The sequence below is a fragment of the Candidatus Palauibacter sp. genome, from assembly GCF_965216145.1.
Classification (GTDB): domain Bacteria; phylum Gemmatimonadota; class Gemmatimonadetes; order Palauibacterales; family Palauibacteraceae; genus Palauibacter.
In genome coordinates, this window is the sequence record NZ_OZ244149.1 from 2,733,564 (window position 1) to 2,747,537 (window position 13,974).

A 13,974-nucleotide genomic window follows, 5' to 3' on the forward strand; every position below is an offset into this window, starting at 1 on the left:
GACGCCCCGGAAGCGAGACGACCACGAGATGGCGCAGAAGATTCGGATTCGACTGAAGGCGTTCGATCCGGCGGTGATCGACCAGACGGCGTCGGACATCGTTCGGACCGCCCAGAAGACCGGTGCGACCGTCAGCGGGCCGATCCCGCTGCCCACGCGTCGCCAGTTGTTCACGGTCCTGCGGAGCCCGCACGTGGACAAGAAGTCGCGCGAACAGTTCGAACTCAAGACGCACAAGCGGCTCATCGACATCCACGACTCCCGTCCACAGACGATCGACGCGCTGACCAAGCTGGATCTGGCCGCCGGCGTCGACGTCGAAATCAAGGTCGAGTAGCGAGATGCCCGGGTTGATCGGCCGCAAGATCGGCATGACGCAGATCTTCGACGACGACGGCAGGGCGGTCGGCGTCACCGTGCTCGAGGTCGGGCCGTGTCCGGTGGTCCAGATCAAGACCGCCGCGCGCGACGGATACGACGCGGTCCAGCTCGGCTTCGGCCGCGTGAAGGAGAGCAACGTCCGAAGGCCGGCCAGGAAGCCGGCCAAGGGGCACGCCGCGCGCGCCGGACTCGACCACGTACCGCGGGTCCTCGCCGAGTTCGATTTCGGGAGTGAGGAACTCGAGCCGGGCCAGCAGCTGACGGTCGACATGTTCGAGGTCGGATCGCGGGTGGATGTGAGCGGCACGACGAAGGGCCGCGGCTTCCAGGGCGTGGTGAAGCGGCACGGTTTTGCCGGCGGCCGCGGCTCTCACGGCGGGAGCTCGGTCCTGCGGAAGCCGGGCTCGATCGGGGCGGGCACCGACCCGTCCCGCGTCATCAAGGGCGTGAAGATGGCGGGCCGCATGGGCGGCACGAAGCACATGGCGATGAGCCGCAGGGTTATCCGCGTCGATGCCGAGAAGAACCTGCTCATCGTCTGCGGCTCGATCCCGGGCGCGCGCAACAACATCGTCATGGTGAGGTCGGGTCGATGAAAGTCGCGACGTACAGGGCCGATGGCACTTCCGGCGAGGAGCGGCTGCTGCCGCGGACGCCGTTCGACGGCACCGTGAACGAGGATGCGCTCCATCAGGTCGTCACCGCCCTGCTCGCGAACCGGCGCCAGGGCACGCATTCGACCAAGAGCCGCTCCATGGTACGCGGGGGATCCCGCAAGCCCTGGCGGCAGAAGGGGACCGGTCGCGCCCGCGCCGGCACGATCCGCTCCCCGTTGTGGCGGGGCGGCTCGGTCGTCTTCGGCCCGCAGCCGCGCTCCTATCGCGTCCGCGTGCCCCGGAAGCTGCGTCGGCTGGCGATCCGTTCGGCCCTCAACACGAGAGCGCTGACTGGCGATCTGGCGCTGGTGGAGTCCCTGGACTTCGACCCGCCGAAGACGCGTGAGGTGGCCGCGCTCCTGGCCCGTATCGGACGCGGGTCGGAGAACGTTCTCCTCCTGACTTCGGGCCATAAGCCGAGCGTCTACCTTTCGGCGAGGAATCTGCCCGGAGTTCGCGTGCTCCCGTGGGGCGACGCCTCCGCGTACGACATCCTGTGGTCGGACCTGGTGCTGGTTGAGGCGGCGGCCTTCGATGCGCCGGCCGGGCCCGGCGAGGAGGGTGACGCATGAGACGCACGCCGAACGAGATCATCCTCCGTCCGCTCTTCACCGAGAAGAGTTCGACCAGCCTGCAGTCCGAGGGGACCGATGGGGTGGGCCGCAGGCTCCAGGCCCGAATCGATCGCGGGGAAGTCGAGCCCCGCCCGAAGTACACCTTCGAGGTGGCGCCCGACGCGAACAAGATCGAGATCCGCAAGGCCTTCGAGGCGATGTTCGAGGGCTGTAACGTCACTTCGGTGCGCACGATGAACGTGCGGGGCAAGAAGAAGCGCATGGGGCGCACCATGGGCCGGCGGCCGCACTGGAAGAAGGCGATCATCGAGGTCGCGGATGGGCCCGTCGACGTGCTGGAAGGAGCTTGATCGATGCCGATTCGTAAGTTCAAGCCGGTCACGTCGGCCTCCCGTTTTCGCAGCGTCTCGACCTTCGAGGAGATCACGCGCAGCGAGCCCGAGAAGTCGCTCACCGAGGGGCTGTCGAAGAAGGCGGGCCGCAACCACCACGGGCGGATCACGGTCCGCCGGCGGGGCGGCGGCCACAAGCGACGCTACCGGCGGATCGACTTCAAGCGCCGGAAGGACGGGGTTCCGGGGGTCGTGGCGGAGATCGAGTACGATCCGAACCGGTCGGCCCGCATCGCCCTCATTCACTACGCGGATGGCGAGAAGCGCTACATCCTCCACCCCCGGGGACTGGGCGTGGGGGACACCGTGCTCTCCGGTTCCGGCATCGACCCCGCGCCGGGGAACTGTCTGCCTCTGGGCGAAGTCCCTCTCGGGACCCTCGTGCACGGGGTGGAACTCGTCCCCGGCAAGGGGGCGCAGCTTGCCCGCTCGGCGGGAGCGGCGGTGCAGGTGGTCGCGAAGGAGAGGGGCAGGGTGACGCTGCGGCTTCCGAGCACCGAGATGCGCATGGTGCCGGAATCGTGCCGGGCCACGGTCGGCCAGGTGGGCAACGTCGATCATGAGCTGATCCGCGCCGGGAAGGCCGGTCGCTCACGGTGGAAGGGTCACCGGCCCAAGGTCCGGGGTGTGGCGATGAACCCCGTCGATCACCCCCTCGGGGGCGGCGAGGGCCGAAGTTCGGGAGGCCGTCCACCCGTCTCGCCCTGGGGCAAGCCGGAGGGACGGAAGACGAGGAAGAAGCGGAAGTCGAGCGACAAGCTGATCGTGCGCGGCCGCAAGCGCGGCAAAGCCACGCAGTAGGAGCGAGGGAAAGCAATGCCGAGAAGCATCAAGAAGGGACCGTACATCGACGAGAAGCTGCTCATGAAGGTGCAGCGGATGAACGAGTCCGGCGGCAAGTCGGTCATCAAGACCTGGGCGCGCGCCTCGACGATCAGTCCCGATTTCGTGGGGCACACCCTCGCCGTACACAACGGAAACAAGTTCATCCCGGTCTACGTGACGGAGAACATGGTAGGCCACAAGCTGGGAGAGTTCGCGACGACGCGGACGTTCCGGGGTCATGCCGGTTCTGCGCGGGACCGGAGGGGACGGGTCTGATGCGGGCCACGGCGAAGGCGAAGAACGTCCGTATGTCGGCGCGGAAGATGCGGCTGGTCATCGACCAGATTCGCGGCCGCGACGTCAACGAGGCGTACGCCGTCCTGCAGTTCTCGAAGAAGAAAGCGGCCCGGCCCGTCGGCAAGGTCCTCCGTTCCGCCGTCGCGAACGCGGCCTATCGGGCGGACGAGGAGGGCGAGGCCGTCGATGTGGACGAACTCTACGTGCGTGAGGCCTATGTGGACGAAGGCAGGACGCTTCGGCGCTGGCGCCCCCGCGCATACGGGCGGGCCACGCCCGTGCTCAAGCGGAGCAGTCACGTGACGGTCGTCGTGGAGACGAGAGACTAATGGGGCAGAAGACACACCCGTACGGATTCCGGCTCGGCTCCGTCAAACCGTGGAGGTCGCGCTGGTACGCGCAGGGGAAGGAGTTCCCCAAGCTGCTCGCGGAAGACGAGAAGCTGCGGAAGTACCTGCACGCCCGGCTCGGCCACGCGGCCATCTCCCACGTGGAGATCGAACGCAAGCCGTCCAAGATCGTCGTCACGATTCACACCGGCCGGCCGGGGGTCGTCATCGGCAAGCGCGGGGCCGAGGTCGACAAGCTGCGCGACGAACTGGCGCTCCTCACCGAGGCGGAAGTGTCCGTGAACGTCGAGGAGATTCGCCGCCCGGAGACCTCGGCCCAGCTGGTGGCCGATAATGTCGCCCACCAGTTGACGCAGCGCATCAGTTTTCGACGGGCGATGAAGCGGGCCGTGCAGGCGGCCATGCGCGCCGGCGCGGACGGCATCCGCATCCAGTGCGGCGGCCGCCTCGGGGGGGCCGAGATCGCGCGTTCGGAAGGTTATCACGAGGGGCGCGTCCCGCTGCACACGCTGCGTGCCGACATCGACTATGCGGAGCGGCAGGCCAGGACGACGTTCGGCACGATCGGGGTGAAGGTGTGGATCTTCCACGGCGAAATCGTGGAGGATCGCCGGGGTCAGACGTATACCGCGGGCGGTCGCCGTCGCGGCGGCCGCAGGCGAGGGTAGAAGGAATATGCTGCAACCGAAGCGCGTCAAGTACCGGAAACAGCAGAAGGGCCGCTTGCGGGGCAATGCGCACCGCGGGAACAAGGTCTCCTTCGGTGACTACGCCCTCCAGGCGGTCGAACCGGGCTGGATCACGAACCGGCAGATCGAGGCGGCGCGTGTCGCCATGACGCGACACATCAAGCGAGGCGGGAAAGTCTGGATCCGCATTTTTCCGGACAAGCCGCTCACGCAGAAGCCCGCCGAGACGCGGATGGGCAAGGGGAAGGGGAATCCCGAGTACTGGGTCGCTCCGGTGAAGCCGGGGCGCGTCATGTTCGAACTCGAGGGCGTGGACATCGAAATCGCGCGACGCGCGATGCAACTGGCGTCCGCGAAGCTCCCGATCAAGACGCGCTTCCTGGTGCGGGAGGAATAGATGGCGATGACCGCGATGGAAATTCGGGAGTACACGGACGAGGAACTCGCGGAGGAACTCGCCCGCGCGAAGAACGAGATCGCGCGCCTGCGGTATCGGGCGGCCTTCGAGGAGCTGGAGAACCCGTCGCTCCTCCGCACGCTGCGGCGCGAGATCGCCCGGCTGAAGACCGTGCAGTCCGAACGGGCGCGTAGCGAGGAGAATCAGGTTGACTGATCAATCTGCGACGAAGGGCCGCCGGAAGCTCCGGCTCGGGACGGTCGTGAGAGACCGAATGGACAAGACCGTCGTGGTCTCCGTGGAACGGCGCCTCGCCCATCCGCTGTATGGCAAGCAGGTGAGCCGGGGGAAGCGGTACCAGGCCCACGACGAGACGAACGAGTACAGGGTCGGCGACCTCGTCCGGATCGAAGAGACCCGGCCGCTGTCCCGGCACAAGCGCTGGCGTGTGCTCGAGTTGATCCAGCGCCCGGACTAGCGAGGGGCACGAGATGATCCAGCAGGAGTCCATCGTCCGGATCGCGGACAATTCCGGCGCGCGCCGCGCCCTCTGTATTCGAGTTCTCGGAGGGTCGCGCCGCCGGTATGCACGCGTCGGCGATGTGATCGTCGTGACGGTCAAGGACGCGACGCCGCACGGGAACGTGAAGAAGGGCGAGGTGGTGCGAGCGGTGGTCGTGAGGACCGCCAAGGAGAGCCGCCGGCGCGATGGCAGCTACATCCGCTTCGACGAGAACGCGGCGGTGATCATAAACGACGCGGGAGAGCCGACCGCCACCCGGATCTTCGGACCGGTGGCGCGCGAACTCCGCGAGAAGAAGTTCATGAAGATCGTATCGCTCGCTCCCGAAGTCATCTGAGAGCCGCGCGAGGATTCGAGCCGAACATGACCCAGAGGAAGATGAACCTGAGGACCGGAGACACCGTGAGGGTGATCGCGGGCAACGACATCGGCGCCCAGGGACGGATTCTGCGCGCGATCCCCGCGCGCGGGCTCGTCGTGGTGCAGGAAGTCAACATGCGGAAGCACCACAAGCGTCCGGCGGCGAACGCGAGAGGCGGCATCACGGAAGGCGGGATCGTCACGCACGAGGAGCCGATCAGAGTCTCGAACGTGATGCTCGTGTGTCCTCATTGCGACGAGCCGACACGGGTTCGACGACGGCACGACGCGGACGGCACGATCGAGCGGATTTGCAAGCGTTGCGACAACCCGATCCCGACGGCGGGCTGAGGGGCGACGAGGAAACGATGAGTGCGAATAACGGAAAGCCGCGGCTGCGGACACACTACGATGACACGGTTCGCCCGAAGCTCGCCGAGGCGTTCGGCTTCGAGAACCCGCACCAGATCCCGGGGCTCGAGAAGATCGTGATCAATGCGGGGCTCGGCGAAGGGAAGGACAACCCGAAGCTGCTCGAGTCCGCCGCGAAGGAACTCGCGGTGATCAGCGGCCAGCGCCCCGTGATTACGCGAGCGCGGACCTCCATCTCGAACTTCGGCCTGCGCGAGGGCATGCCCGTCGGGACGAAGGTCACCCTCCGCGGCCCGCGAATGTACGAGTTCCTCGACCGCTTCATCAGCACGGCGGTGCCGCGAATCCGGGACTTCCGGGGGTTCGGGAGCCGGGCGTTCGACGGTCGCGGCAACTATACGGTGGGGATCCAGGAGCAGATGGTCTTCGCCGAAGTCGACTACGATGAGATCGTCAAGATCCACGGCATGAACATCACATTCGTCACGACCACTGACCGCGACGACGAGGCGCTCGCCCTGCTTCGCGAGATGGGGATGCCGTTCCGCGACGAAGTCCCGGTCGTCATCTAGGCGGAGTTCCGCCCCGGCGGGGCCGCCGGAGACGGCTCACATCAGGAAAGACCGCATGGCCAAGACGTCGTTGATTCAGAAAGCGAACCGGAAACCGAAGTTCAGTTCCCGCACGGTGCGGCGCTGCAACCGGTGTGGCCGGTCCCGGGCCTACATGAGGAAGTTCGGCCTGTGCCGAATCTGCTTCCGGCAACAGGCGCTGCGCGGAGAGATCCCCGGCGTTCGGAAAGCGAGTTGGTGACATGAGCATGACCGATCCGATCGCGGACCTGCTGACCAGGATCCGCAACGCGGGGCGCGCGGGACACCGGCGGGTCGACATCCCGCTCTCGAAGATCAAGGTCGAGATCGCGCGCATCCTGACGGAGAACCACTTTCTGCGCGGCTACAAGGTGCTGGACGACAACCGGCACGGTCGCCTGCGCGTGTACCTGAAGTACACGTCGGACGAACGGCCCGTGATCCGGCTCCTCGAGCGGGTGTCGAAGCCGGGGCTGAGGAAGTACGTGGACGCGAGTTCGATCCCCAAGGTCCGGGCCGGGATGGGGATCGCGATCCTGTCGACATCGAATGGACTGATGACCGATCGCGAGGCCCGCAGGCAACGCGTCGGCGGCGAAGTCATCGCAAAAATCTACTAGCCGCATCGCGGGGCGGTCCGCGTCGGCGGCGCACCCGCGAGGGAGCAGATAGCGTGTCGAGAATCGGAAAGCTGCCGATCCCGGTGCCGGACGGCGTCGAGGTCACGATCGACGGTGTCGGTGTGCATGTGAAGGGGCCCCGGGGGGAACTCGAGCGCTCCTTCAGCTCCGAAATGGAGATCACCCTCTCCGACGGGGCCGTACGCGTGGCGCGAGGGTCCGACGAAGCGCGGCAGAGGGCCCTGCACGGGCTGACCCGGTCGCTGATCGCGAACATGGTCACGGGAGTATCCCGGGGATACGAGAAGCAGCTGGAGATCCACGGCGTCGGATACCGCGCCGAGCAGAAGGGCCGGGACCTCGTGTTCAGCGTCGGATACAGCCACACGGTCACGGTGGAGCCTCCGGCGGGCGTGGTGTTCGGGCTCGAGTCTCCGACTCGCGTGAAGGTGATGGGCATCGACAAGGAGAAGGTGGGCCAGATGGCGGCCGAGATCCGCGCGATCCGCCCGCCCGAGCCCTACAAGGGGAAGGGAATCCGCTACGTGGGCGAGTATGTGCGCCGCAAGGCGGGTAAGGCGACGGGCTGATCCGGCCGGCACCGGCAACGGGGGAGAGCGGGAAGCACGATGGACATCAGGGGACGGACAAAACAGAGGCATCGACTCCGAACGCGGCGTCACGCCCGGATCAAGAAGAAGATCCGGGGCACGGCGGCACGCCCGCGTCTCGTAGTGTTCCGCAGTCTGCGGAACCTGGAGGGTCAGCTCGTGGACGACGACCGGGGCATCACCCTGATCGGCCTGTCGACGCGCGCCGGGACGGAGGGCGACGCGGGCGCCCGGTCGGGCAAGGTCGCCGACGCATACCTGGCGGGGAAAAGGCTGGCGGAGAAGGCGGTCGGGTCCGATGTGGAAGAGATCGTATTCGACCGTGGGGGATATCCCTACCACGGCCGGGTACGCGCGTTTGCGGAGGGCGCCCGCGACGGCGGTCTCCGATTCTGACGAGAGGGCTTCATGGCTAGAAGAGGAAAGCGGCGCGACGACGGTGACAACTTCAAGGAGAATGTCATCTACATCAATCGCGTCTCGAAGGTCGTCAAGGGAGGCCGACGCTTCTCGTTCACCGCGCTCGTGGCGGTAGGTGACGGGCAGGGCAAGGTCGGGACGGCCCTGGGCAAGGCGAACGAAGTCGCCGAGGCGATCCGGAAGGGGTTCGAGCAGGCCCGGCAGGCCATGGTCAAGGTGCCCATCGTGAACGGTACGATTCCGCACGAGATCCTGGGCCGACACGGCGCCGGCAAGGTGCTGCTCAAGCCGGCCGGTCCGGGGACGGGCGTGATCGCCGGCGGCCCCGTCCGCGCGGTGCTGGAGTGTGCCGGAGTCCAGGACATCCTCACCAAGAGCCTCGGTACGAACAACCCGCTCAACATCGTCCACGCGACGATGAGCGGTCTCCAGGCACTCGTCACGCCGGAGCAGATCGCGGTCGAGCGGGGCGTGGATCTGGCCACGATTCGGGAGGCCATGCGTGGGTGAGCAGTTGAAGATCCGCCAGGTGAAGAGCGGCCTCGGAGCGCCGCGAAAGCAGCGCGACACCCTCCGCGCCCTGGGGCTGAAGCATCATCAGGACCAGGTCGTACAACCGGACAACCCGGCGATCCGCGGCATGATCCACGCCGTCGCGCATCTCGTCGAGGCCGAGGAGGTGGGGAGCGATGGCTGAACGCGAGCGGATCGGTCTCGACAATCTCACTCCGCCCCGGGGTTCGAAGCGTTCCGCGAAGCGGCGGGGGCGCGGCCACGGGTCGGGGTCGGGAAAGACATCGGGGCGCGGTCACAAGGGTCAGAAGTCGCGAAGCGGCGCCTCGATCCCGGCCTGGTTCGAGGGCGGGCAGATGCCGCTCTACCGGCGCACGCCCAAGCGGGGCTTCAAACCGTACCGGCGAACGGAATGGCGGATCGTGAACCTGTCGGATCTGGTGCGGGTCGAGGGCAGCGAGATCGATCCCGGGACGCTCGAGGCGAGCGGAGTCATCCGCCGCACCGACCGACCGGTCAAGATCCTCGGAAGTGGCGACCTGGATCGGGCGGTCGACGTCCGCGCACACGCCTTCAGCGCCTCGGCCCGTGCGAAGATCGAGGCGGCCGGCGGCACCGCCCGGGTCATCGAGTAGGGCATGGCAAACGCCCGGAACGCGGCCGCCGCCGCGGCGAACATCTTCAAGGTGCCGGAACTCAAGGCGAAGATCCTCTTCACCTTGCTCTGCCTCGCCCTCTATCGGCTGGGCTCGCACATCACGACCCCCGGCGTGGACGTCGTGGCACTGCAGTCGCTGGCCGGGCAGTTCCAGGGCACGATCTTCGGGATCTACGACCTGTTCGTGGGCGGCGGCCTGCAGCGCGCGACCGTCTTCGCGCTCGGCATCATGCCCTACATCTCCGCGAGCATCCTCTTCCAGCTTCTCTCGGCCGTCATGCCCGCGATCGAGAAGCTCCAGAAGGAGGGAGAGGAAGGGCGCCGCAAGCTCACGCAGTGGACCCGGTACACGACGGTCATCCTCTGCATCGGACAGTCGTACACCTACGCCCTGTTCCTCGAGTCGCAGGCCGGCGCCGTGCTCGATCCGGGGCTCGGTTTCCGACTCCTCACCGTGCTGATGCTGACGACCGGTGGCGTGTTCGTCATGTGGCTGGGCGAACAGATGACCGAGCGCGGCGTCGGAAACGGCATGTCGCTGCTGATCTTCTTCTCCATCCTGCAGGGCTTCCCGGGAGCGGTGATCAACACGTTCGAGCTTTACCAGGCGGGCGGCATCACGCTGCTCCGCCTCGTGCTGCTCGGGGCGACTCTGGTGGCCGTGATGGCCGCGGTCGTGGCGCTGACGATGGCCCAGCGCAAGATCCCGGTGCAGATCCCGAGGAAGGTCGTCGGGAGGGGCCGCATCCGGGAGGGCCAACGGTCGTTCATCCCGCTCCGCATCAACTCCGCGGGGGTGATGCCGATCATCTTCGCGCAGTCGATCATCATCGTCCCGGGCACGCTGGCCGCGTTCATGGGGAACCCGGGGCCCGGCAGTTCCGGCGCCCGCCGGTTCATCTACGAGATCAGCCAGGCGCTCCAGGTGGGGACGTCGTGGTACTACGGACTGTACATCGTCCTCATCATCTACTTCACGTACTTCTACACCTCGATCATCTTCAACCCGGCCGACCTGGCGGAGAACCTCAAGCGGCAGGGCGGGTTCATCCCGGGCGTCAAGCCGGGCGCGAAGACCGCCGACTATATCGATCACGTCCTGACGCGGATCACCCTGCCCGGGTCCGTCTTCCTCGCGCTGATCGCGGTTCTGCCCTACCTGATCTTCTCGATCTTCGACCTCCAGACCTTCTTCTTCGGCGGTACCTCGCTGCTCATCGTGGTGGGGGTCGCCCTCGATACGATGCAACAGCTGCAGCAGCACCTCCTGTTGCGCCAGTACGAGGGCTTCATGAAGAAGGGTCGGGTCAAATATCGCGGCAAACAGCGATACATGTGATGGGGGTACGGCTGATCATCATGGGCCCCCCGGGGGTCGGGAAGGGCACCCAGGGTGAACTCCTGGCGGAGCGCTTCGGCATTCCGCGCCTTTCGACGGGCGACATGATCCGGGCGGCGCTGAGCGCCGGTACCCCCCTCGGCGAACGGGTGCGGGTCTACTACGAGGCGGGCGATCTGGTCCCGGACGATGTCGTGCTGGGACTCATCGCAGAGGCGTTCGACGGCCCGGAGACCGCCGGCGGGTTCCTGCTCGATGGATTCCCGCGCACGGTGGCGCAGGCCGACGGACTCGGCGAGCTGCTCGCTGCGCGTCGCCTCGAGCTCGACGCGGTGCTCTCGCTGGAGGCGCCGGAGCAGGAACTCGTCGAACGGATCTCCGGCCGGCGGGTGTGCGAGGCGTGCGGCCTCGTGACCCATGTGCGCGCGGTGGGGGACGACGCACCGTGCCCGGCATGCGGATGTTCGCTGATCCAGCGATCCGACGACCTCGCGGAGACGGTCCGCAACCGCCTCTCGGTCTACCGCGAGCAGACCGAGCCCCTGCTCGCGTACTACGCGCGGTCCGGGACGGGGCTGACCGCGGTGGACGGGCTGGGGACGAAGGAGGCGATCCGGGATCGGCTGCTCGACGCGCTGCGCCGGGCGGAGACGGCAGCTTGATCCGGCTGAAGTCGCCCGCCCAGATCGAGACGATCGAGGCGGCCGGGACGATCGTCGCCGAGGTGCTGGAGATGGCGGCCGCGCAGGCCGTGCCGGGACGCAGCACCGGCGAACTGAACGAGATGGCCGAGGCGATGATCCGCGATCACCCCGGGGCCACACCGGCCTTCAAGGGGCTGTACGGGTTCCCGGCCACGCTCTGCACGAGCATCAACGACGAGGTGGTGCATGGCATCCCCTCGTTTCGGCGTCGACTCGAGCCCGGCGACATCGTCAGCGTCGACGTCGGGGTCAGGCACGACGGGCTGTACGCGGACGCGGCGATCACGATCCCCGTCGGCGAGATGGCGCCCGACACGGCGCGCCTGATCGACGTCACACAGGCGGCGCTCGAGGTAGGCGTGGAGGCCGCGCAGCCGGGATCGCAGCTCGGCGATCTGGGGTGGGCGATCCAGACGCACGTCGAAGCCGCCGGCTTCAGCGTGATCCGGGAACTCGTGGGTCACGGGGTGGGCGAGGCGCCGCACGAGGAGCCGCAGGTCCCGAACTACGGGGTGCGCGACCGCGGCTTCAGGATGCGGCCGGGGCTCGTCATCGCCATCGAGCCGATGGTGAATGAAGGGCGGCCCGGAATCCGCACACTGGACGACGAGTGGACCGTCGTGACGGCCGATGGCCGCCTGTCGGCCCACTTCGAGCACACGGTCGCCGTCACGACGGACGGGCCGCGGGTCCTGACCCGCGTCGCAACTCCGGCAGCCGCAGGGGAGATCTGATTTGGCGAAGGAAGAACCGATCCAGATGACGGGGGAGGTCACCGAGGCGCTTCCGAACGCGATGTTCCGGGTGGAACTCGAGAACGGGCACCGGATCGTCTGCCACGTGTCCGGCAAGATTCGCATGAACTACATACGGATCCTGCCCGGAGACAAGGTCGCGGTGGAATTGTCGCCGTACGATCTGACGAGAGGGCGGATCACATATCGATATAAGTGAGCCGTGCGTTGTTCGGACCGGTTCGGGCTGCTAGCTTTAAAGGCTGTCATCGAACCGCCACCAGAGGACGAGACATGAAGGTTCGTTCCAGCGTCAAGCGCATTTGCGAGCACTGCAAGGTCATTCGCCGCCGCGGCGTCGTGCGCGTGATCTGCAGTCGCGATCCGAAGCACAAACAGCGGCAGGGATAAATGGCACGCATAGCCGGAATCGATCTTCCGCGGAACAAGCGGATCGAGGTAGGCCTGACCTACATCTACGGAATCGGCCATTCGACGGCGCGCAACATCCTGGCCGAGACCGGGGTGGACGCCGACGTGCGGGTCTATCAGCTGTCCGACGACGACGTCAACAGGCTGCGCCGGGTCATAGAGAACCACTACAAGGTCGAGGGCGCGCTGCGCACCGAGATCTCGATGAACGTGAAGCGTCTGATGGACATCGGATGCTATCGCGGCATCCGGCACCGGCGGAACCTGCCCGTCCGCGGGCAGAGAACGCACACGAACGCCCGCACCCGGAAGGGGCCGCGCCGCGCCGTGGCCGGGAAGAAGAAGGCGCCGCGCAAGTAGGCGCTGCGGAAGAAGGCGCCGCACCGGCAGGCCTCACCATGTCCGCCCAAACGGAGAATGCGTAGGGAATGGCGAAACCCGTACGAAAGAAGAAGCGCCAGGTCGACGCCGAGGGCGTCGCCCACATCAAGGCGACGTTCAACAATACGATCATCACGATCACCACCCTGACGGGCGATACGGTCGCCTGGGCCAGCGCCGGCAAGGCGGGCTTCAAGGGCTCGAAGAAGTCCACGCCGTTCGCCGCAACGATCGCGGCCGAGACGGCGGGGCGGGAGGCCGCCGGCATGGGAATGCGGCGCGTCCACGTCGAGGTGCAGGGACCGGGTTCCGGGCGCGAATCGGCCATCCAGGCGTTGCAGGCCGCCGGCCTCGCGATCCGCTCCATCAGGGATGTGACGCCCATCCCGCACAACGGGTGCCGTCCACCCAAGAAGCGGAGGGTGTAGATGGCTCGATACACGGGACCCGTGTGCCGGCTCTGCCGTCGCGAGGGGGAGAAGCTCTTCCTGAAAGGGAAGCGCTGCTTCACGGAGAAGTGCGCCATCGAACGGCGCGCCTTCCCTCCCGGCGCGCACGGAGGCGGTCGTCGTCGACGCCGCCAGTCGGAGTACGCCGTGCAGTTGCGGGAGAAGCAGAAGGTCAAGCGGATCTACGGTCTCGCGGAGAAGCAGTTCCGGACGCTGTTCGAGAAGGCCTCGCGCGTACCCGGCGTGACGGGTGAGAACCTGCTCGTCGCGCTCGAGAGCCGGCTCGACAACATCGTCTACCGCCTCGGCTTCGCGCCGTCGCGCAAGGCGGCGCGCCAACTCATCAGGCATCGTCACCTGCGGGTCGACGGGGCGACCGTGGATGTCCCCAGCTTCGCCGTGGCCCCGGGAGCCCAGGTGTCGGTGGCGCCCCGGGCGAGACAGTTGCCGGTGGTCATCGAGGCGATCGAAGACCGCAGGTCGCGCGATCAGTTGTCGTGGCTCGGCGTGGACTACAAGGCGGGGACCGGACGGATGCTCGAACGCCCGTCCAGGTCCGACATTCCGCTGGCGGTCGAAGAACAGTTGATCGTCGAACTCTACAGCAAGTAGGCGGGTTCGCCACGGGCGGGGTCCGCCCCGCCGGGCCGCGGGTGGTCCCGGCTCGGAACAAAGACAGCTCGGAACAAGACAGGGAGTGGAA

29 protein-coding genes are annotated in these 13,974 nt (G+C 67.1%); all 29 read left to right on the forward strand.

The features are described from left to right. Positions 1-28 precede the first annotated feature (28 nt). The 29 genes from rpsJ (at position 29) to rpsD (ending at position 13,883) form a co-directional block, all read left to right on the forward strand. Positions 29-337: a 30S ribosomal protein S10 gene (gene rpsJ / locus ACOOHF_RS11555; RefSeq protein WP_419934998.1), complete on the forward strand. Its 309-nt coding sequence runs from the start codon at positions 29-31 to the stop codon at positions 335-337. A gap of 4 nt (positions 338-341) precedes the next feature. Next, on the forward strand, positions 342-977 hold the full coding sequence (gene rplC, locus ACOOHF_RS11560) for a 50S ribosomal protein L3 (RefSeq protein WP_419934999.1): 636 nt from the start codon (positions 342-344) through the stop codon (positions 975-977). Further along, entirely contained in the window at positions 974-1,609 is a 636-nt protein-coding gene (gene rplD, locus ACOOHF_RS11565) for a 50S ribosomal protein L4 (RefSeq protein ID WP_419935000.1), read from the forward strand. Before rplC ends, rplD begins: the two co-directional genes overlap by 4 nt. Further along, positions 1,606-1,962, forward strand: a complete 357-nt coding sequence (gene rplW, locus ACOOHF_RS11570; protein ID WP_419935001.1) for a 50S ribosomal protein L23 — start codon at positions 1,606-1,608, stop codon at positions 1,960-1,962. The genes rplD and rplW overlap by 4 nt, the downstream gene beginning before the upstream one ends. A 3-nt stretch (positions 1,963-1,965) precedes the next feature. Then, positions 1,966-2,805 (forward strand): 50S ribosomal protein L2, encoded by an 840-nt coding sequence (gene rplB / locus ACOOHF_RS11575; protein WP_420461798.1) that lies wholly within the window; start codon positions 1,966-1,968, stop codon positions 2,803-2,805. A 15-nt stretch (positions 2,806-2,820) separates the two neighbouring features. Then, positions 2,821-3,105: a 30S ribosomal protein S19 gene (gene rpsS / locus ACOOHF_RS11580; protein WP_419935003.1), complete on the forward strand. Its 285-nt coding sequence runs from the start codon at positions 2,821-2,823 to the stop codon at positions 3,103-3,105. Then, the gene (gene rplV, locus ACOOHF_RS11585) at positions 3,105-3,455 is read left to right on the forward strand and encodes a 50S ribosomal protein L22 (RefSeq protein ID WP_419935004.1); all 351 of its coding nucleotides are present in this window, start codon (positions 3,105-3,107) and stop codon (positions 3,453-3,455) included. Before rpsS ends, rplV begins: the two co-directional genes overlap by 1 nt. Continuing rightward, positions 3,455-4,144, forward strand: a complete 690-nt coding sequence (gene rpsC, locus ACOOHF_RS11590; RefSeq protein WP_419935005.1) for a 30S ribosomal protein S3 — start codon at positions 3,455-3,457, stop codon at positions 4,142-4,144. The genes rplV and rpsC overlap by 1 nt, the downstream gene beginning before the upstream one ends. A 7-nt stretch (positions 4,145-4,151) precedes the next feature. Then, positions 4,152-4,562, forward strand: coding sequence for a 50S ribosomal protein L16 (gene rplP / locus ACOOHF_RS11595; RefSeq protein WP_420461799.1), 411 nt, complete (start codon positions 4,152-4,154; stop codon positions 4,560-4,562). A 6-nt stretch (positions 4,563-4,568) separates the two neighbouring features. Then, on the forward strand, positions 4,569-4,778 hold the full coding sequence (gene rpmC, locus ACOOHF_RS11600) for a 50S ribosomal protein L29 (RefSeq protein ID WP_420461800.1): 210 nt from the start codon (positions 4,569-4,571) through the stop codon (positions 4,776-4,778). Then, positions 4,771-5,040, forward strand: a complete 270-nt coding sequence (gene rpsQ, locus ACOOHF_RS11605; protein ID WP_420461801.1) for a 30S ribosomal protein S17 — start codon at positions 4,771-4,773, stop codon at positions 5,038-5,040. Before rpmC ends, rpsQ begins: the two co-directional genes overlap by 8 nt. A 13-nt stretch (positions 5,041-5,053) precedes the next feature. Continuing rightward, positions 5,054-5,422: a 50S ribosomal protein L14 gene (gene rplN, locus ACOOHF_RS11610; RefSeq protein ID WP_419935009.1), complete on the forward strand. Its 369-nt coding sequence runs from the start codon at positions 5,054-5,056 to the stop codon at positions 5,420-5,422. Positions 5,423-5,448: 26 nt separating this feature from the next. After that, positions 5,449-5,796, forward strand: coding sequence for a 50S ribosomal protein L24 (rplX, locus tag ACOOHF_RS11615; protein ID WP_419935010.1), 348 nt, complete (start codon positions 5,449-5,451; stop codon positions 5,794-5,796). A 17-nt stretch (positions 5,797-5,813) separates the two neighbouring features. Beyond that, positions 5,814-6,389, forward strand: coding sequence for a 50S ribosomal protein L5 (rplE, locus tag ACOOHF_RS11620; RefSeq protein ID WP_419935011.1), 576 nt, complete (start codon positions 5,814-5,816; stop codon positions 6,387-6,389). Between the two features lie 55 nt (positions 6,390-6,444). Further along, positions 6,445-6,630: a type Z 30S ribosomal protein S14 gene (locus tag ACOOHF_RS11625; protein ID WP_419935012.1), complete on the forward strand. Its 186-nt coding sequence runs from the start codon at positions 6,445-6,447 to the stop codon at positions 6,628-6,630. Position 6,631: 1 nt separating this feature from the next. Then, entirely contained in the window at positions 6,632-7,030 is a 399-nt protein-coding gene (gene rpsH, locus ACOOHF_RS11630; RefSeq protein WP_420461802.1) for a 30S ribosomal protein S8, read from the forward strand. A 53-nt stretch (positions 7,031-7,083) separates the two neighbouring features. Next, positions 7,084-7,620, forward strand: a complete 537-nt coding sequence (gene rplF, locus ACOOHF_RS11635; RefSeq protein WP_420461803.1) for a 50S ribosomal protein L6 — start codon at positions 7,084-7,086, stop codon at positions 7,618-7,620. A gap of 39 nt (positions 7,621-7,659) precedes the next feature. Further along, positions 7,660-8,037 (forward strand): 50S ribosomal protein L18, encoded by a 378-nt coding sequence (gene rplR / locus ACOOHF_RS11640; RefSeq protein ID WP_419935015.1) that lies wholly within the window; start codon positions 7,660-7,662, stop codon positions 8,035-8,037. 12 nt (positions 8,038-8,049) lie between these two features. Then, on the forward strand, positions 8,050-8,571 hold the full coding sequence (rpsE, locus tag ACOOHF_RS11645; RefSeq protein ID WP_419935016.1) for a 30S ribosomal protein S5: 522 nt from the start codon (positions 8,050-8,052) through the stop codon (positions 8,569-8,571). Beyond that, a complete protein-coding gene (rpmD, locus tag ACOOHF_RS11650; RefSeq protein ID WP_420461804.1) occupies positions 8,564-8,758 on the forward strand; it encodes a 50S ribosomal protein L30 in 195 nt (64 codons plus the stop codon). The genes rpsE and rpmD overlap by 8 nt, the downstream gene beginning before the upstream one ends. A 10-nt stretch (positions 8,759-8,768) precedes the next feature. Beyond that, positions 8,769-9,209 (forward strand): 50S ribosomal protein L15, encoded by a 441-nt coding sequence (gene rplO, locus ACOOHF_RS11655; RefSeq protein WP_420464365.1) that lies wholly within the window; start codon positions 8,769-8,771, stop codon positions 9,207-9,209. 3 nt (positions 9,210-9,212) lie between these two features. Next, positions 9,213-10,571: a preprotein translocase subunit SecY gene (secY, locus tag ACOOHF_RS11660; RefSeq protein ID WP_419935018.1), complete on the forward strand. Its 1,359-nt coding sequence runs from the start codon at positions 9,213-9,215 to the stop codon at positions 10,569-10,571. Then, the gene (locus tag ACOOHF_RS11665; protein ID WP_419935019.1) at positions 10,571-11,233 is read left to right on the forward strand and encodes an adenylate kinase; all 663 of its coding nucleotides are present in this window, start codon (positions 10,571-10,573) and stop codon (positions 11,231-11,233) included. Before secY ends, ACOOHF_RS11665 begins: the two co-directional genes overlap by 1 nt. Continuing rightward, entirely contained in the window at positions 11,230-12,009 is a 780-nt protein-coding gene (map, locus tag ACOOHF_RS11670; protein ID WP_420461805.1) for a type I methionyl aminopeptidase, read from the forward strand. The genes ACOOHF_RS11665 and map overlap by 4 nt, the downstream gene beginning before the upstream one ends. A 1-nt stretch (position 12,010) precedes the next feature. Beyond that, positions 12,011-12,229, forward strand: a complete 219-nt coding sequence (gene infA / locus ACOOHF_RS11675) for a translation initiation factor IF-1 (RefSeq protein ID WP_419164808.1) — start codon at positions 12,011-12,013, stop codon at positions 12,227-12,229. Between the two features lie 74 nt (positions 12,230-12,303). Beyond that, on the forward strand, positions 12,304-12,420 hold the full coding sequence (rpmJ, locus tag ACOOHF_RS11680; RefSeq protein ID WP_419164809.1) for a 50S ribosomal protein L36: 117 nt from the start codon (positions 12,304-12,306) through the stop codon (positions 12,418-12,420). Next, the gene (gene rpsM / locus ACOOHF_RS11685; protein WP_420461806.1) at positions 12,421-12,801 is read left to right on the forward strand and encodes a 30S ribosomal protein S13; all 381 of its coding nucleotides are present in this window, start codon (positions 12,421-12,423) and stop codon (positions 12,799-12,801) included. A gap of 68 nt (positions 12,802-12,869) precedes the next feature. Further along, complete coding sequence (gene rpsK, locus ACOOHF_RS11690; protein ID WP_419935022.1) at positions 12,870-13,250, forward strand: 30S ribosomal protein S11; 381 nt, start codon at positions 12,870-12,872, stop codon at positions 13,248-13,250. Beyond that, positions 13,251-13,883 carry a 30S ribosomal protein S4 gene (gene rpsD / locus ACOOHF_RS11695; RefSeq protein ID WP_419935023.1) on the forward strand — a complete coding sequence of 211 codons (633 nt, stop codon included), beginning with the start codon at positions 13,251-13,253 and terminating at the stop codon, positions 13,881-13,883. The last annotated feature ends 91 nt before the right edge of the window (positions 13,884-13,974 follow it).

What these genes read in the sequence shown, in the direction of transcription:
- rpsJ (WP_419934998.1), top strand. Translation starts at nt 29, where the DNA reads ATGGCGCAGAAGATTCGGATTCGACTGAAGGCGTTCGATCCGGCGGTG.
- rplC (WP_419934999.1), top strand. Translation starts at nt 342, where the DNA reads ATGCCCGGGTTGATCGGCCGCAAGATCGGCATGACGCAGATCTTCGAC.
- rplD (WP_419935000.1), top strand. Translation starts at nt 974, where the DNA reads ATGAAAGTCGCGACGTACAGGGCCGATGGCACTTCCGGCGAGGAGCGG.
- rplW (WP_419935001.1), top strand. Translation starts at nt 1,606, where the DNA reads ATGAGACGCACGCCGAACGAGATCATCCTCCGTCCGCTCTTCACCGAG.
- rplB (WP_420461798.1), top strand. Translation starts at nt 1,966, where the DNA reads ATGCCGATTCGTAAGTTCAAGCCGGTCACGTCGGCCTCCCGTTTTCGC.
- rpsS (WP_419935003.1), top strand. Translation starts at nt 2,821, where the DNA reads ATGCCGAGAAGCATCAAGAAGGGACCGTACATCGACGAGAAGCTGCTC.
- rplV (WP_419935004.1), top strand. Translation starts at nt 3,105, where the DNA reads ATGCGGGCCACGGCGAAGGCGAAGAACGTCCGTATGTCGGCGCGGAAG.
- rpsC (WP_419935005.1), top strand. Translation starts at nt 3,455, where the DNA reads ATGGGGCAGAAGACACACCCGTACGGATTCCGGCTCGGCTCCGTCAAA.
- rplP (WP_420461799.1), top strand. Translation starts at nt 4,152, where the DNA reads ATGCTGCAACCGAAGCGCGTCAAGTACCGGAAACAGCAGAAGGGCCGC.
- rpmC (WP_420461800.1), top strand. Translation starts at nt 4,569, where the DNA reads ATGACCGCGATGGAAATTCGGGAGTACACGGACGAGGAACTCGCGGAG.
- rplN (WP_419935009.1), top strand. Translation starts at nt 5,054, where the DNA reads ATGATCCAGCAGGAGTCCATCGTCCGGATCGCGGACAATTCCGGCGCG.
- rplX (WP_419935010.1), top strand. Translation starts at nt 5,449, where the DNA reads ATGACCCAGAGGAAGATGAACCTGAGGACCGGAGACACCGTGAGGGTG.
- rplE (WP_419935011.1), top strand. Translation starts at nt 5,814, where the DNA reads ATGAGTGCGAATAACGGAAAGCCGCGGCTGCGGACACACTACGATGAC.
- ACOOHF_RS11625 (WP_419935012.1), top strand. Translation starts at nt 6,445, where the DNA reads ATGGCCAAGACGTCGTTGATTCAGAAAGCGAACCGGAAACCGAAGTTC.
- rpsH (WP_420461802.1), top strand. Translation starts at nt 6,632, where the DNA reads ATGAGCATGACCGATCCGATCGCGGACCTGCTGACCAGGATCCGCAAC.
- rplR (WP_419935015.1), top strand. Translation starts at nt 7,660, where the DNA reads ATGGACATCAGGGGACGGACAAAACAGAGGCATCGACTCCGAACGCGG.
- rpsE (WP_419935016.1), top strand. Translation starts at nt 8,050, where the DNA reads ATGGCTAGAAGAGGAAAGCGGCGCGACGACGGTGACAACTTCAAGGAG.
- secY (WP_419935018.1), top strand. Translation starts at nt 9,213, where the DNA reads ATGGCAAACGCCCGGAACGCGGCCGCCGCCGCGGCGAACATCTTCAAG.
- ACOOHF_RS11665 (WP_419935019.1), top strand. Translation starts at nt 10,571, where the DNA reads ATGGGGGTACGGCTGATCATCATGGGCCCCCCGGGGGTCGGGAAGGGC.
- rpmJ (WP_419164809.1), top strand. Translation starts at nt 12,304, where the DNA reads ATGAAGGTTCGTTCCAGCGTCAAGCGCATTTGCGAGCACTGCAAGGTC.
- rpsM (WP_420461806.1), top strand. Translation starts at nt 12,421, where the DNA reads ATGGCACGCATAGCCGGAATCGATCTTCCGCGGAACAAGCGGATCGAG.
- rpsK (WP_419935022.1), top strand. Translation starts at nt 12,870, where the DNA reads ATGGCGAAACCCGTACGAAAGAAGAAGCGCCAGGTCGACGCCGAGGGC.
- rpsD (WP_419935023.1), top strand. Translation starts at nt 13,251, where the DNA reads ATGGCTCGATACACGGGACCCGTGTGCCGGCTCTGCCGTCGCGAGGGG.